General features: G+C 68.6%; 10 protein-coding genes. 6 read left to right on the top strand and 4 right to left on the bottom strand.

Going from position 1 to position 15,470, the window contains the following annotated elements; genetic code table 11:
* Positions 1 to 52 precede the first annotated feature (52 nt).
* Genes HG543_RS07690 through alaS form a run of 3 tightly spaced genes read right to left on the bottom strand, consistent with a single transcriptional unit; the run spans position 53 to position 6,377 of the window.
* Positions 53 to 3,025 carry an Hsp70 family protein gene (locus HG543_RS07690; RefSeq protein ID WP_246356832.1) on the bottom strand — a complete coding sequence of 991 codons (2,973 nt, stop codon included), beginning with the start codon at positions 3,023 to 3,025 and terminating at the stop codon, positions 53 to 55.
* Complete coding sequence (locus tag HG543_RS07680; RefSeq protein WP_169344034.1) at positions 3,022 to 3,687, bottom strand: hypothetical protein; 666 nt, start codon at positions 3,685 to 3,687, stop codon at positions 3,022 to 3,024. Before HG543_RS07680 ends, HG543_RS07690 begins: the two co-directional genes overlap by 4 nt.
* On the bottom strand, positions 3,684 to 6,377 hold the full coding sequence (gene alaS / locus HG543_RS07675) for an alanine--tRNA ligase (protein ID WP_169344033.1): 2,694 nt from the start codon (positions 6,375 to 6,377) through the stop codon (positions 3,684 to 3,686). The genes HG543_RS07680 and alaS overlap by 4 nt, the downstream gene beginning before the upstream one ends.
* A gap of 251 nt (positions 6,378 to 6,628) precedes the next feature.
* Between alaS and HG543_RS07670 the strand changes: the two genes are divergently transcribed.
* From HG543_RS07670 to HG543_RS07655, 5 genes are all read left to right on the top strand, one after another.
* Positions 6,629 to 6,883 (top strand): hypothetical protein, encoded by a 255-nt coding sequence (locus tag HG543_RS07670; protein WP_169344032.1) that lies wholly within the window; start codon positions 6,629 to 6,631, stop codon positions 6,881 to 6,883.
* Positions 6,880 to 7,008: a hypothetical protein gene (locus HG543_RS56230; RefSeq protein ID WP_281404369.1), complete on the top strand. Its 129-nt coding sequence runs from the start codon at positions 6,880 to 6,882 to the stop codon at positions 7,006 to 7,008. The genes HG543_RS07670 and HG543_RS56230 overlap by 4 nt, the downstream gene beginning before the upstream one ends.
* Before the next feature lie 322 nt (positions 7,009 to 7,330).
* Positions 7,331 to 7,507 (top strand): hypothetical protein, encoded by a 177-nt coding sequence (locus tag HG543_RS07665; protein WP_169344031.1) that lies wholly within the window; start codon positions 7,331 to 7,333, stop codon positions 7,505 to 7,507.
* Between the two features lie 1,466 nt (positions 7,508 to 8,973).
* Positions 8,974 to 13,968 (top strand): RHS repeat-associated core domain-containing protein, encoded by a 4,995-nt coding sequence (locus HG543_RS07660; protein WP_169344030.1) that lies wholly within the window; start codon positions 8,974 to 8,976, stop codon positions 13,966 to 13,968.
* Positions 13,965 to 14,411 carry a hypothetical protein gene (locus HG543_RS07655; RefSeq protein WP_169344029.1) on the top strand — a complete coding sequence of 149 codons (447 nt, stop codon included), beginning with the start codon at positions 13,965 to 13,967 and terminating at the stop codon, positions 14,409 to 14,411. The genes HG543_RS07660 and HG543_RS07655 overlap by 4 nt, the downstream gene beginning before the upstream one ends.
* 11 nt (positions 14,412 to 14,422) lie before the next feature.
* Here the strand turns inward: HG543_RS07655 and HG543_RS07650 are convergent, their stop codons facing one another.
* Positions 14,423 to 14,740, bottom strand: coding sequence for a hypothetical protein (locus HG543_RS07650; RefSeq protein WP_169344028.1), 318 nt, complete (start codon positions 14,738 to 14,740; stop codon positions 14,423 to 14,425).
* Positions 14,741 to 15,112: 372 nt separating this feature from the next.
* On the opposite strand from HG543_RS07650, the gene HG543_RS07645 reads away from it, so the two are divergent.
* On the top strand, positions 15,113 to 15,412 hold the full coding sequence (locus tag HG543_RS07645; protein WP_169344027.1) for a hypothetical protein: 300 nt from the start codon (positions 15,113 to 15,115) through the stop codon (positions 15,410 to 15,412).
* Positions 15,413 to 15,470 lie beyond the last annotated feature (58 nt).

The following is a 15,470-nucleotide window of genomic DNA, read 5'->3' as shown; positions in this document are numbered from 1 at the left end:
ACGGAGGCACGCAGGGACGCGGCTGGCGGGGAGCGGCGGGCCGGGCGGGCGCTCAGCGGCGGCCGAAGAGCTTCTTCAGGCCCGACAGCAGGCCGCCAGGACGCGCCTCGGGCTCTCCGGCCAGGGGCGAGCGGGCGATGAGCGCGTCGCGCTCGGCGTCGTCCAGGTCCTCGGCGGCCAGGGACACGGGCTTGCGCTTCGCGCCGGGCAGGGTGGCCTCCAGCGACAGGACGCCGTCGACGGAGAGGGCGAAGTGCAGCTCCACCTCGCCTGGACGGTCCACGGGAAAGTGGAGCCGGCCAAGGTACTCGTTCTCCGAGGCGAGCGGCGAGGGGCCCTGGAAGAGGGCGAGCTCCAGCGGGCCGGGCGCGGCGACGGGCAGCACCAGCGTCTTGCTGGTGGGCAGGCGGGTGTTGCGCTCCAGCACGCGGCGCAGCGTGCCGCCCCGCTCGGCGACGCCGATGGGGGAGGAGAGCACCTCGGAGACGGAGGCCGCGGGCTTGCCGGCCTCGGCCAACAGCAGGGCCTGGCCGAGCAGCGCCGTGCCCAGCGCCACCGCGCCGCTCGGGTCCACGTCGTCGCGCACGGGGACACCGAGGCTCTCCTCCAGCCGGCGGCGCACGAGCGGCGAGCGGCTCTGCGCGCCCACGAGCAGCACCGCGTCCAGCCCCTGCGGGGAGAGGGCGTTGGACTCCAGCACCTCGCGCACCACGGTCGTCACGCGCTGGGCGAGGTCCGCGGTGAGGGCCTCCACGCGCTCGCGGGTGAAGGGCGGCACGGTGCCGAAGGAGAGTGGGACGTCCACCTGCTCCTGCTCGGAGAGGGCCACCTTGGTGGACTCGGCGGCGGTGCGCAGCGGGCCCCAGTCCATGACGTGCTGGGGCCGGGGCACGCCCTGGTCGGCGAGGTCGCTGGCGAGGGCCTCGGCGATGCGCGCGTCGAAGTCCATGCCGCCCACGGTGGCGTCGCCGCCGGTGGTGACGATTTCCAGGTCGTCGCCCGTCACCTGCACCACGCAGACCTCGAGCCCGCCGCCGCCCAGGTCCACGACGAGCACCCGCTTGCGGGCCAGCCCGCGCCCGTGGCCGTACGCGAGCGCGGCGGCGGCCGGGGCGGTGAGGATGCGCTGCGCGTCGAGTCCGGCGAGGGTGGCGGCCTCGCGCAGGGCGGCGCGCTGGCGGTCGGTGAAGTGCGTGGGGGCGCTGATGACGACGCGGCTGGCCTTGCGGCCGACGAAGGTGGCGGCGGCGTGCTTCAGCTCGCGCAGCAGCATGGCCGTGAAGAGCGTGGGAGCGATGAGCCGCTCGCCAATCTCCACGCCGGCATCACCGCGCGGGTCCGGGGACACGGAGAAGGGGAGCTGCGAGGACAAATCCCGCAGCAGCGGTGAGCGGGCGCGCAGGCCGAGCAGGCGCTTGAGGCCGGAGGCGGCGCGGCGGGGAGCGCGGCTGGCCTCGACCTGGGCGGCGGCGCCGACGAGCAGCTCGTCGTTGTTGTCCACGGCGACGATGGCGGGCAGCTCCGTGCTGTCCGTGCCGGGGATGGGGACGAGCTTCGCGTTGCCCTCGTGGAAGACGGCCACGCGCGCGTGCGTGGTGCCGAGGTCGATGCCGAGCACCACCTCGGGAATCGCGGGAGCCGGCGTCGCGGCGGTGACGGGCACGTCGAGCAGCGCCCGGCGACGGTTGCGCAGGGCCTCCGCGTCCTGCGGGGCGGCCGTGGCGCTGTCGGGCTCCGCGCGGTCGGTGGTAGGCGGAGGCTCCGTGCGGCCAGTGGCCGGGGCGGGAGCGCTCTCGGCTGGCGTAACAGTCGAGGGACGATTGTCCGCGCGAGCAGTGGCCGTGGCGGAAGCGCTCTCCGCCGCGGTGGTGGGCGCGACCGTCGAGGGAAGGTGGTCCGCGCGAGCGGTGGCCGTGGCGGGAGGGCTGACCGGCTCGGTGGGCGTAGCCGTGGAAGGAGGGGTGACCGGCTCGGCGCGGGTGGCGGGAGTCACCGTCGTGGAGACAGTCCCGGCCTCGGCGACGGGGGGTGACGCGGGGCTCCCGGTGCCAGGGCGGGCGGTGGTTGCCGCTGTGCTGGCGGGGCTCACGGCCTCGGTGTCGTCGGGCAGTCCCGTGACGATGGGCAGCGCCGCCTCGAACGCGGACTCCACCGGGCTCAAGGAGGTGGAGGCGGTCCTGCCGCGGTCGGCGCTCGCGAAGCCGCGCGGCGCGGGCGTCTCGTCCGGTTCGGGCTCCGAGAGGCTCGCGGTGATGTCGAAGTCGAAGCCGTCTTCCTCCGTCGCGGAGGCGTCGCGCGTGGACGCCTTCCGCGAGGCCTCCGCCGGGCTCGCTTCGCTGGAGGACTCGGGCGCCTCGCTCCCGCGCGCTTCGGCGCCTTCGGACGTCGTCCCCGGAGTGGCGGGCTCCTCGAACAGGGGCTGCGTCTCGCTCGCGAACGCATCGGCGCCTTCGGACGTCCCTGGCGTGACGGGCTCCTCGAAGAGGGGCTGCGTCTCGCGCGTGGGCGCACGGGTTCCCTCGACGGGAGCACGCGCCCCGCTCGCGGGCGCCGCCGTGCTCCCCGTCGTCGCTGGAGTGCGGGGTTCCTCCGTCAGCGCCGGGACCTGCTGCGGAGTCCCGGACTCCGGGGCCCGGGACTTCGGCACGCGGCGCGTGAGCCCCGGCGGAGGCGCGGGCTGCGGTGCCGGCGTCTGCGCCTCCGCGCCACCGCGCCGGGCCACCACGCGGTCGATGAGCGCCTTGCTGGCGGCGTCCAGCTTCACGAAGCGCACCGTCATGCCGGAGCGCCCGCCACCCGCGTCCACCTGCGCCTTCACCACCACGCCCTCGCCGCGCAGCAGCCGGGAGCCATCCGCCAGCACGAACTCGAACGCCAGCCCCGTCCCCTCGGGCTTCAGCGCGCGCGTGGCCACGAACACGCCCCCGCGCGCCACGTTCGATCCGTACTTGTCGATGAACTCGTCCTCCGTCGTGTACGGAAGCCGGATGCGCAGGGGAATCAGCTTGGACGCGAGCCCGCTCATCGCAGGGGAATCCGTACGTCTCCCCCGGACCTCTGCAGGGCCAGGTGCAGGCCGTCATCCCGCAGGGCCGCCGGGGGGAGCTCGAACAGGAGGACCACGTCGGTGCGCTCCTCCGGGGCCCAGGTGCGCCGCAGAGGGCGGGTGCCCGCCACCACCTGCGCGTCCCGGGCCAGCGTGTACTGCTGTCCGTCCGCGCCCACCACCTTCGCGCCGTCCAGGTCCAACGTCAGCGGCGCGGCGCCCACGTTCTGCGTGACGAGCCTCACGCGGAGGAACAGGTCCTCCGTCGTCAGCCCCACCTTGCCGGAGCCCTTCACCGAGTGCGCTGCGTCCAGCCCGGTGAGCTTCACCGCCAACGCGTCCACGTGCACCGTCGCGTTGCTCGCGGGCAGCTCCAGCTGCCGCTCGCCGGACTCATCGAGCCCCGCGGCCAGTCCCGCCAGATTCGCGTTCGGGTCGCCGCGCGTGGCCTCGGGCCCCTGGGAGGGACGGCCTCCCTGGTTCACCCGGTCCACCTCCGCGCGCAGCTTCTGGAGCGTCCGGTCATCCCCCGCTCCCAGGGCGCCGGGCGTGGCCTCCTCCTTCGTGCAGCCCCCCAGGAGGAGGGCCGCCGCCGAGAGGAGCGCCACCGGCGCCCGGGAAGGGAAGGACCGGGGACTCACGCCGCGCCCGCGCCCTTCACCAGCTCGTACAGCTTGTCGAGCGCCGCGGGCAGCTTCGCCGCGTCAGGGCCGCCGGCCTGCGCCATGTCCGCCTTGCCGCCGCCCTTGCCGCCCACTTCCTTGGCCATCTCACGCACCAGCGCGCCCGCGTTGATGCCCTTGGCCACCACGTCCTTCGTGGCCGCCACGAGGATGATGGCCCGGCCGTCCTTCTCGCCGCCGATGGCCACCACGCCCGAGCGGATGCGGTCTCTCAGCTGGTCCGCCAGGCCGCGCAGGATGTTGTCGTCCGCGCCCTCCACGCGCGTGGCCAGCACCTTCATGCCGTTCACCTCGCGCGCCTGCTCCAGCAGGTCCTTGCTGCCGGCGGACGAGCCCTTCACCGCCAGCTCCTCCACCTTGTGCTCCAGCTCCTTGATGCGCTTCTGGGTGGCCTCGACGCGCTTGGACAGCTCCTTCGGGTTCGTCTTCAGCAGTGCGGCCGCGCGGCGCAGCTCGTGCTCCTGCTCGCGCAGGTACTGGAACGCGCCGATGCCGGTGAGCGCCACGATGCGGCGCACGCCGGACGCCACGCCGCTCTCGCTGGTGATCTTGAACAGGCCGATGTCACCGCTGCGCCGCACGTGCGTGCCGCCGCACAGCTCGGTGGACTCCGGGTGCACGGTGACGACGCGCACCGTCTCGCCGTACTTCTCGCCGAACATGGCGACGGCGCCGGACTTCTTCGCGTCCTCCAGCTTCATGATGCGCGTCTCGGCCGCCGCGTTGTCGCGAATCCAGCCGTTGACCAGGTCCTCGACCTGCTCGAGCTGCTCGGGCGTGGCCGGCGAGAAGTTCGAGAAGTCGAAGCGCAGGTAGTCCGGCGCCACGACGGAGCCCGCCTGCTTCACGTGCTCGCCCAGCACCAGCTTGAGCGCCTTGTGCAGCAGGTGCGTCGCCGAGTGGTTCGCGCGGATGGACTTGCGCCGCTCGTTGTCCACGCCCGCCTGCACCATGTCGCCGACCTTGAAGGTGCCCTCGGTGACTTCCACCGAGTGCACCACGAGGCCCGGCACCGGGCGCTGCGCGTCCTTCACCTGCGCCACCGACTTGCCGCCGTGGCCGACGATGCGGCCGGTGTCGCCCACCTGGCCGCCGGACTCGCCGTAGAAGGGCGTGCGGTCCAGGACCAGCTCCACCTTGTCACCCGTGTTGGCCTCGGTGACCTCGACGCCGTCCTTCACGATGGCGCGCAGGCTGCCCTCGCCCTCGTGGCCCTCGCCCTCGTAGCCGAGGAACTCGGAAGGCCCGAGCTTCTCCACGAGCTTCAGGTAGACGTCACCCACGCCCTTGTCGCCGGAGCCGGTGAACTTGTTCTTGTCCGCCTCCTCCTGCTTCTTCTTGTTGAACCCTTCCAGGTCCACGCCGAAGCCGCGCTCGCGGAGGATGATTTCGGTGAGGTCCCACGGGAAGCCGTAGGTGCTGTGCAGGTCCCAGACCTTGTCGCCCTGGAGGACCTTCTCGCCGGAGCCCTTCATCCGGGAGACTTCCTCGTCGATGAGCTTCAGGCCGCGGTTGAGCGTCTCGCGGAAGCTCGCCTCCTCGTGGCGGCAGACCTCGAGGATGAAGGTGCGGTTCTGGCGCAGGTCGGGGTAGGCGTCGCTCATCAGGTCGATGACGCGGTCGACGACCTTGAAGAAGAAGACGTCCTCCAGGCCCAGCAGGGTGCCGTGGCGGATGGCCCGGCGCATGATGCGGCGCAGGACGTAGCCGCGGCCCTCGTTGGAGGGCTGCACGCCGTCGGCGATGAGGAAGGCCGCCGCGCGGCTGTGGTCCGCCACCACGCGCATGGAGGCTCCGCCCTCCTGCGAGTAGGTCTTGCCGCACAGCTGGCTGACGGTGGCGATGATGTTCTGGAAGAGGTCGGTCTCGTAGTTGGAGCGCTTGCCCTGGACGACGGAGGCGATGCGCTCCAGGCCCGCGCCCGTGTCGATGGACGGCTTGGGCAGCGGAATCAGCGGCGCGTCCTTCTCCTTGCGCTCGAACTGCATGAACACGAGGTTCCAGATTTCGAGCCAGCGGTCGCAGTCACACGCGACGCCCTGACACGGCTTGCCCGCGGCCTCCTCCACACAGGGGATGTCGTTGCCCTGGTGGTAGTGGATTTCGGAGCAGGGGCCGCACGGGCCGGTGTCGCCCATGGCCCAGAAGTTGTCCTTCATGCCGAGCTTGTAGACGCGCTCGCGCGGCACGCCCTGCTTCGCCCACAGCTCGTAGGCCTCCTCGTCCCAGGGGACGCCGCCCTCGCCGTTGAACACGGTGACGGCGAGCCGCTCCTTGTCCAGGCCGAGCGTCTTGGTGACGAACTCCCAGCCGTAGGCAATCGCGTCGGCCTTGAAGTAGTCGCCGAAGGAGAAGTTGCCGAGCATCTCGAAGAACGTGTGATGCCGGGCGGTGTAGCCCACGTTGTCGAGGTCGTTGTGCTTGCCACCGGCGCGCACGCACTTCTGCGAGGTGGTGGCGCGGGAGTAGTCGCGCTTCTCGCGGCCGGTGAAGACGTCCTTGAACTGCACCATGCCCGCGTTGGTGAAGAGCAGGGTGGGGTCGTTGGCGGGCACCAGCGAGGACGAGGCAACGCGGCGGTGACCACGCTCCTCGAAGAACTTGAGGAACGCCTCGCGAATCTGGGAGGCGGTGAGGGCGGAAGGCATGGTGTGGGTATATGCCACAACCGGGCGCGGCGCAGGAGTTCTTGGAGGGTTCATGGGTAGGAGGACGGCCCACGCTCCTGGGGGCTGACTCGTCGGGCGACCTGACGGGGGAGGGGTCGGTGTCGGGCCGGGACGGCTGGATGCTGCCCGGGCGGGCGGTGTTGGCTCCGGGACGGTGACGGTGGTTTGAGGGCCGACAGTGTGCCCGAGGCGGGTGGCAGGGTCCGCCGGACGGGGTCGGGGAGGATGGAATGCTGGACGGGATTCGTGAGCCTGGGGTGGTGCTGGAGGAGGTGCGAGCGGCCGTCGGGTCCGGGGCGGCTGTCTCGGGGCTCGCGCTCGAGCTGACGCTCTCGCTCTGCGGGGGCAGTCGCTTCCCGGCGGACGCCTTCGAGCGGCTGGTGGCCTTGCTGGGAGACGTGGCGTTCCGCGCCCATGCGGGGGCCTGGGAGTTCGTGAAGGGCCGGCGCGGGCGCTGGTGCCCCATGGGTTCGAATACCTGGTGAGGAGCACGGAGGACGCCGCGCTGAAGCAGCGGGCCATGGGCAAGCTCCGCGAGCTGGAGAAGGATCGCGAGGCGCAGGTCCGGGACGAGGCGGCGATGTCCCTGCGCAAGGTGGGGGAGGGGTGATGCATTTCATGGGCGCGAGGAGGATGAACAAACAACCCGAAGCGCTCCATGCCGGCTCAAATCCTACCCTCCGCGCAAGTTCGTTTGGCTGAACACCGTAAGCCGGGGCGGGTTGCGACATCTGCCGGCCTGCTGTTGATGCCAATGGCAGCCTTTGTTCTGGCCCTGCCGGTCGCATCGATTCCATTCGAGGGGACGGACTCCCTGACCGCCTGGTCCGCGTTCGCAAGTGGTGCCGTGTACCTTGGGGTGCTCGCGGAACCGCCACGAGCGAGCGTCTCGAAGTTCGTGCTCTTCTTCGCGCTGCTCGCGACGAATGCCCATGGCCAGTCGCGAAGGACAGCTGACGGAGGCGGCAGCGCTCATCCGTCTTGCCTGGGCGCTCGGCTATCAGAATCCGAGGTGGCTCCGGAAGGAACCTGAGTTCGAGAGGGTGCGTGCCAGCGGTCTTCTCAATGACCTGATGACCGAGCCAATCGGGCGCTGCGGCATCTACTGAATACAGGTCATCCGTGCTGCTCAGGAATTCACAGCGCTCTGTGCTTCAGCTCCTGTGATGGATGACTGGCGGCGGTTCGCACTGCATCCCTCCGGGACTCAAGAGTGGACAATGACGCTGTAAACATTTGCCGCGCATGGGTGGCTGTTGCCATTGTGTTTCGACAGGTACCTTGACTTCGTCGGCGGCAAATGGGACTTCCGATTGATGGATTGTCAACACTGGGGCGGTTGGCAATCCCTCCTGGAGGGGTCGTGTTCCGACGTGCGGGAATGGCAGTGGTGCCGGCGTGGAGGGCCGTCGGCCGGATGGGTGTAGAGACCGGCGAAATGCCCATGGGAGGGCAGGACGCCGGCAGGCGCGGGACTGCCGCCTCGCGAATCGCGAGAGCGTGCTGTTTGACGGCCCTGGTTGCCTGGGGGGCCATGATGGCCCCGGGATGCACGGAGTCCACTCCTGCTGCCCCAAGAGCGGATGCGCCGGCATCGGTGCCCGTCCTGAGCGAACACCGCTTCCAGCCGCAGAAGGCCGCAGCGGGCAAACGCGAGGGGGAGGACTGCGGCACGGGGGGCGCAAGCGAGTGTGTGTCGGGCCTGTGTCTCCATGTCGGCGCCCGTCATGACTCTGGATACGTCTGTTCGAAGCGCTGCGAGTCGCCCGGCCAGTGCCCGGCGGGGTGGCAGTGCGGACAGATGCATCCCGCGGATCCCACCTCGAAGGTCTGCATTCCTCCCGCGAACGTGCGGTGAGGCATTCGCCCGGCCTCGTTCGACTCCCTCGTTCTCGCGAGTCGAGCCGGTTCCAGTTCAATCACTGATTGCCGCGGCTCACGCCTCCATTCCTGGAGGGCCGCGGCCACTCTCCGGAACTTCACCATGATGCGCGAGCTTTGTCGTTGGCTCCTGGTTGTGATTGTGGGCGTGCTGCCCTGTAGCGCCTTGGCCCAGGGCTGGGAGGACATGTACCAGCTCTGCTACACCAGTCCGGACACCCAGATGAATTTCTGGTGTTCCAAGCCTGGATATGGTGAGGCGACCGAATGTTGCAAGACGCAATGTTGCCGGCCAAGCCAGGGAGAGTTTTGCTCCGATGGTGTGTGTTGCTCCCCCCAGGCTCCCATTGGTTGCCATAGCGGGGCGGCGCCGACCTGCTGCCCGTCCAACTACAAGTGTGATGACCGTCGTCAGGGGTGCGTCCTGGGATGCCCCGCGGGGCAGAGCGCCTGCGGCGACTATTGCTGCGCGCCGGGGCTGGAGTGCAATCCGGAAACCCAGCAGTGCTTCGTGCCAGTTCCTCCGCCTCCTCCGTGCGAGGGCCCGAAATGCGAGTGCAGTCCGACGCTCTTCGGTGACCCTGTCGATGCCAACTCGGGAACGAGCTTCGCTCACGTCGTGGACGTCGAGCCTCCCGGGCAGGAGCGTGGCCTTGGCTTCTCCAGGACGTTCAGTTCGCGGACGGACGCCTGGATGGATGGGACTCCCCTGGCGGGCGTCCCCAAGCCTTTCGGTGCCAGCCCCTCCGCCTCGGATTCCGTTCTCTGGTGGCACAACTACCTGAGTCTCGTCACCGAGGAGGCCGGGAACTGGAGTGTGCGGGACCGGGGCGGTCAGCTGTATCAATACCGTCCCTGCACGGGCGTGCCCTGCTGGGCGTCTCTCGCGTCCAACAACGCCAGCGTCCGCCACCGCCTCCAGCGGGTGTCCACCGGCTTCATCCTGCACTCCGACGAGGGTGAGCGCCTGGTCTTCGAGGCGCCCTACGTGGCTCCGACAGGCTCGGTGACACGCTATTTCTTGACGAAGATCAGCTCATCGTCGGGGAGCACGCTGGCACAGTTGACGTATCGCCAGCCACCGTATGCGTCGTGTCCCACGGGCGCGACGGGGACGGCTCCGGGCGTTCCCTATCTCGCGGAGATCCGTTCTCCGGTGTCGCACCTGGTGCTGACGTACCGGCCCCTCCAACGCGCGGACGGCGGGGTGGAATGCGTGATTGGAGATGTCTCCCTTCAGGGGAGCGAGACCGACGGCGGCACATCGCTCACCCCGGTGGTGGCGTACACCTATGCCTCGGATGGGACGGCGGAACGTCCGGGCCACATCGCGGCCGCGGCATGGGCGGGCCGGCATGAATCCTACGAGTACACGAGCGCGGGCTTCGTTCAGACCGCCAGTGATGGCACCCGGGTGGTCCACCAGTACACCAACGGGGTCGTGTCGCAGTCGGACGCTCCCGGGCAGGTGCTCCAGGTCTCGACAACGTCCCAGGCGGTGGGCTGTCAGCCGGGCTCGAACTGCTGTGGCGCGGCTCCTCGCGCCCGGGCGGTCATCGACCTGAGCGCCGGCCGGGGTGACGGGCTGGATGGTGGCAGCGGACTGACGCAAACGTATGAAACGCTGTCCAACCTTGGGCAGTCCCTCGAGCCGCGCCTCTATCGGCTGACGGAGAGCTGCAACGTGGCCGGAGCTTGCTCTCCGGGCTCGACCCAGTCCGAGTGGACCTGCTCCACGCCGACGCAGCCCGGTTACGAGAAGGCGCGCAAGGACAAGCGGGGCAGCTGGGAGGTGTACGCCTACGCGTCGCTGGACGGAGGCGTCCCGGGACTTCCCCCGCAGCGAACCTCCGTGAAGCGCGGGGCCTCGGACATGAATGGCACCGGCGCGCTGGAGGAAGAGTTCTTCACGTACGAGCAGGGCACCGACGGGACGCCGTTGCTGAAGACGGAAGAGGAGGCCAGTGTGCTGGGCGGCCCCGGCGCACGGGCGCGGACCACCCGCGTGTATGCGCCTGGCAGCAACCGACTTCAGGCGACCATCGAATCCGGATGGACCCGGGAGCGGCAGCCCGACGGCACCTGGGCCACCGTGCAGCGCTTCGTTGGGACCTTCTTCCACACCGCCTACGTCTCCCAGGGAGATTTGACGCCGGACCCCTTGGGCCGCACGCGCGAGGTCCACGGCCCCTGCCTCGTGTCGGGAGAGGCCGCGACGGGCTGCGCGTCCGCGGACTACCGCCTGACGCGCTACACGTACTGGCCCGATACCGCTCCCGGCGGCAAGCGCAACCGGATGCATACGATGTCGGTGTCCGCGTCGCTGGCGTCTACTCCGAGCGTCACCACGTACGCGAACTACGATGCCTGGGGCAACGCGACGGAAGTCATCGCCGCGGATGGCGTGGTGACCCACAGTGTCTTCGAAGAGGACCGGCTCGTGAGCTCCTCGGTGGGGACGCAGATGCCGACCCAGTACGGATACGACCAGGGCCGCCGGACGTGGGTGAATCACCCCGAGGGCAACTACACCGTCAACTGCTACCGCCGCGACACGCCCACCGAGGCCTGCTCGGGAGGCGTGCTGACGGAGGCCATCCAGTGGACGGCGAAAGCCGCGGATGCAGTCGGTGCCTCCTGGACGGAGAAGGTGAAGTACGAGTACTGGCCGGATGGCACCCGGAAGGCAGAGCGCTTCCTGACCTGGACTGGTTCCGCGGCGGAGACGCGCCGGGTCGTGAAGTACGCAGCCGACGCGCACCGCCGGCCCACCTGGGAGCAGTGGGGCGAAGGGGCTGGCGCCTTCAACTCGGTGAAGAGGTATGACGGCGCAGACAACCTGGTGGGCGTCGGCATCCCCTACAACGCGCCCAGTGCCTGGTGTGGAAGCACGGTGTCCTCCGAGGGGGTGCCCAGCGCTTCCGCATGTGCGACGCTGCGTTATGACCGCGCCAACCGCTTGATTCAAGCCGACGAGCAGTCGAACTCCAGTTCCGCAGCAGGAGGGCGCGCCTGCTTCGCCCATGACGTCCAGGGGAACGTCACCTCTGTCAGGATGTGCCCCACCACCACGGCGTGCAGCGGCTGTACCGAGCCCGCCACGTTCTACACATCGGACGACTTCGGCCAGTTGGTGGAGGTGAGCCTGCCGGATTCCGAGGGCCCCGTCCGTTTCCAGACCGACGTCACGGGCGCCATCGTCATTCGTGAGACGGAGGCCATGCGCCGCGCGGGCGAATACCTTTCCTTCAGCCATGATGGGCTGGGGCGCCTGGTTTCCGCGCGGAATGTGTCCACCCAGCCCTCTGGCGGAAGCGTGCTGCTCTATCAGCAGGGGTATGACCAGGAAGGCGCCCCGGACGCCAGCTGCCCGCAGCCGATGAACACCCACGGGCGGTTGCGGTATCGCACGGACTCGTTCGGTACCACCTGGTACCAGTACGATGCCCTGGGGCGACTCACGGGTGAGATTCGCGTGCGCGCGGGGACTACTGCCTGTACTGGGAGCCTGCACGACAACCCACACACCTTCTATTCCTATACTCCCAATGGGAATCTCGCCTCTGTGACGTACCCGCACGGGCGCACCGTCACGTATGTCCATGGGACGGGCGCCGCGGCTGACCGGGTGAACGCGGTGGATGTCTCTCTGCATGACGGCAGTGGATGGACGACGACCCGGCTGCTCAGCAATGTGGTCTGGGAGCCGTTTGGCGGGGTTCGTGGCTACCAGCTGAATCACACCCAGGGCGGAGGTGCTTCGGGCGTCGAGTTTTCGTTGGGTGACAATGCCACGGTGGCTCCGGCGGGCTGTTCGGTGATGCCGCCGTCCATGGCAACGTCGGACCTGAGTGGCCGGGTGCGAGCGCTGCGCGTCTCCTCTGGAGCATTCATTTCGGGCGCTGGCGCGGGGGACATCTTCCAGCGCACCTTCACCTGGAAGGCGGATCAGGTGGTCCGGACGGACAGTTGCCTGCTTCAGGCGACCACCGCGAAGACGGAGCTCTTCACCTACGACCTCGCGGTGCGGCTCGCGAGTGGCGGTCGGACCTCGGGCAACTTCACCAGCACGGGAGGGGCGTTCGACCGGCGGAGCTATTGGTATGACTTCCGCGGGAACCGCAGCCTCGTCTGGGAAGACAATGATGGTTACGTGCGGCCCACGTATGCGCCGGCCCCCCGGAGCAACCAGGTGCTCCGGTGGCGCAGCGACATCAGTGCCATCCATGATGTGGAATACACCTACGAGGTGGACGGCCGTGTCTCCGGGAAGCTCATGGGCCGGGTCGGTGCCTCGGGGACGATTCGGCCCTGGCTGACCTTCGAGTACGGCACGGGGGCGAATGTCGCCACGGACACGGTCTTCAAGTCTGTCTCCGTGAATGGCCTGAGCTACAACTACTTCTACGACGCGGAAGGCCGGCGGCGCCTCAAGGTGTATCCCAGTGGCGTGCGTGACGAGTACTTCTACGATGCCGCGAAGCAGTTGCTGTCGGACCAGGGAGTGGACAGCACGCTGCCTCCGTCCGGGTACTACGTCGAGGATGACTACGTCTGGCTGGATGGGCGCGTTGTCGCGATGGTTCGCGGTCGCTTCAGCACCGGGTGGACGCGGGCCTCGGACAGCAGCCTGGAGTGCGCTCGCAATGGGGAGGCTGCCCGTTGCGGTGTCTACTTCCCTGTGACGGACCCCTTGGGCAAGCCCGCTTTGATGCTGGATGGGGAAGGGCGGGTGGCTGGCGTGGGCGAGTATGAGCCGTTCGGTCACGTCAACCGCGTCACGCTGCGCAAGGCGACCGCCATGCCCTACAGCAATTCCAGTACGACGCTCGCTGATTTCGGGCAGCCGGTGGGGGGCACCGCGAATCCTTCCACCAGCGTGAAGCTGCGGGCGCTGCTCAGCGTCGTGGACACCGAGTCGAGTGGCGGGACGCCGGTGGACCACGCGTCGTTGAAGGACAGTTCGACGGGGACGGTGCTGTCCGCGCCCATCGGTGGGCGGCAGCCTGGGCCGACCTGGACGCCGTGGGTGCAGCCGTCGACGGGGAAGGCGAAGCTCGAGTTCACGGCAAACAATAGCAACTGCTGCCCGACTCCCGAGGGCGGCCTTGCGTGCAGCACCGCCACCTGTGCCCAGTACCCGAGCTACCCGTACGGGGGCGTGGCAATGGTGGGGTACGAGTACCGGCGCTTCCAGACGGGGGCTCAGCCGTTCTGGACGCCGCTGCGGTTCCCGGGGCAGTACCACGACGCGGAGACGGACCTGTTCGAGAACTGGAACCGGTACTACGACCCGAGCAGCGGGCGGTACCTACAGCCGGAGCCGATGCTGGAGGATCCGGAGTGGAGCGTGAAGCAGGCGAAGGCGGGCACCAGCCCACACGCGTACGCGTATGCGAATAGCAATCCGTTGTTCTTTGTCGACCCGGATGGTCTCCAAGGAAGATCCCCTGGCAACGGTGGATGCTATTTCGATGGTGTAGAGGGGAAGCTGGTTTGCCCTGATGGCGAATATAGGGATAGTTGCGAACACTGCCGCGCAGACTGCAGGGAGAAGGCGACCAACTGCAGATTGAAAATCGAGCGGAGAAGTCGGTTCATATGCGACTCCTGGGAGAAGGAGTGTCTCAAGACTTGCAATGGAGGAGTTTGCCGGCCTGATCTCGCATGTCGAGGGGGGAGCCGATGAAAGCCGCGATTGTGGTGGTTGCAATTGCTCAGTTGAGTTGCACGCATCGGGCCCCACCAGAGGCCAACTCCGACTCTGGGTTTCTTTCGGGGGTCTGGAAGAAGCCAAAGGCAGCCGTGCTGAAGCAATTTCCGGGACTCAAGCTCGAGTCCGACGGGAAATGGTGCGGCGAGAGCGAAAAGCAGCGCATGTGTGTGTCCTTTGACCGAGAGCGACTCGTTACCCTGGATATCGAGTTTCTGGTGCCTGCCAATCTACTCAGCCAGTTCATGTCGGAATATGGTGAGCCGGACATCGAGACTGGGACAGAGACGATGACCTATCGATGGATGGACAGGGGACTGAGCATTGAACTCGTGCAGGCCTCAGACGCGAGCACGGTCGGAGGCTTCTCCAGTTGGACCAGGCGGGTCAGCTTCCGGCGGCCCGAGCGAGGCAGTTGATCCAAATCAATTCACTTGCGCTTCAGCTCTCGTCCGGGAATCCCAGCCACCACCGCCCCGGGCGCCACCACCACGCCCATGCCGCCGTAGCCCGGCTCCACGCTCGAGTGCAGCCGCGCGTCCAGGTCCACGTGACACTGGCGCATCCGCGTGCCCACCGCCGCCACCACGTTCGGCAGCACGGGCACACCCAGCCGCTTCGGCCGCTTCGCGGCCCAGTAGAAGGTCAGCTCCGTCAGCCTGCGGCAATCGCGGAGGGGTGGCTGTCGAGTGGGCGCGAGCTGGAGGCGGCTGCGCTCATCCGTCTTGCCAGGCAGTTCGGCTACCAAAATCCGAAGTCGCGTTGGAAGGCACTTGAGTTCGAAAAGGTGCGTGCCAGTGGCCTCTCGAATGACATGATAGCCGGGCCTGTCTGGTGTTGGCGTTTATCCTGAATGCAGGCCATCCGCGTCCGGCGGCAAGGATAATGGATGACCGGCGGTGGGGCCGCGCTCCATCCCCCGGGGCTGGCGGCTGAACAAGACTGCTGTAAGCATTCGCCGGACATGTGTGGCTGTTTCCATGATGTCTCGCCTGGTGCCTTGACTTCTCCGGCGGCAAATGGGACTCCGACTGATGGATTGTCAACATTGGGGTGATTGGCAATCCGCCCGGAGGGGTGCGTGTTCCGACGTGCTGGAGTGGCAGTGGTGTTGTCGTGGATGGCCGTCGGATGCGGGGACGTGCGCGTTCCCGAGACGAGCCCCGCGGTTGCGCCGGTATTGACGGAGCACCGACCCTCGCAGGCCCTGGCGGCCACCAAGAGCGTGGGTGAGGACTGCACCCAGGCGGGCGCCTCCGAGTGCACGTCCGGGGTGTGTCTGCACGTCCGGCCCCAGCGGGAGTCGGGCTACGTCTGTAGCCAGCGGTGCGTGTCGTCCGCCGAGTGCCCCCCGCAGTGGCGCTGCTCGCAGATCTACCCGGGCCCCAACAACCAGATGTGCGTGCCTCCGGCGAGCTGAGTCGTTCGCGAGCCGAGACGCGGTGTGCCGCCGTCGGCTTCGGGCCGGCACCCTTCCA

It is taken from the genome of Pyxidicoccus fallax (assembly GCF_012933655.1).
Lineage (GTDB): Bacteria > Myxococcota > Myxococcia > Myxococcales > Myxococcaceae > Myxococcus > Myxococcus fallax.
Note: the sequence above shows the minus strand (reverse complement) of the source record. Positions and strands in the feature narration are given on the sequence as shown.

Excerpts from the sequence above, each read along its gene's own strand:
- alaS (WP_169344033.1), bottom strand. The coding sequence starts at position 6,377 with ATGCCTTCCGCCCTCACCGCCTCCCAGATTCGCGAGGCGTTCCTCAAG.
- HG543_RS07660 (WP_169344030.1), top strand. The coding sequence starts at position 8,974 with ATGGATGGGACTCCCCTGGCGGGCGTCCCCAAGCCTTTCGGTGCCAGC.
- HG543_RS07665 (WP_169344031.1), top strand. The coding sequence starts at position 7,331 with ATGGCCAGTCGCGAAGGACAGCTGACGGAGGCGGCAGCGCTCATCCGT.
- HG543_RS07645 (WP_169344027.1), top strand. The coding sequence starts at position 15,113 with ATGGCCGTCGGATGCGGGGACGTGCGCGTTCCCGAGACGAGCCCCGCG.
- HG543_RS07670 (WP_169344032.1), top strand. The coding sequence starts at position 6,629 with ATGCTGGACGGGATTCGTGAGCCTGGGGTGGTGCTGGAGGAGGTGCGA.
- HG543_RS07655 (WP_169344029.1), top strand. The coding sequence starts at position 13,965 with ATGAAAGCCGCGATTGTGGTGGTTGCAATTGCTCAGTTGAGTTGCACG.
- HG543_RS07690 (WP_246356832.1), bottom strand. The coding sequence starts at position 3,025 with ATGAGCGGGCTCGCGTCCAAGCTGATTCCCCTGCGCATCCGGCTTCCG.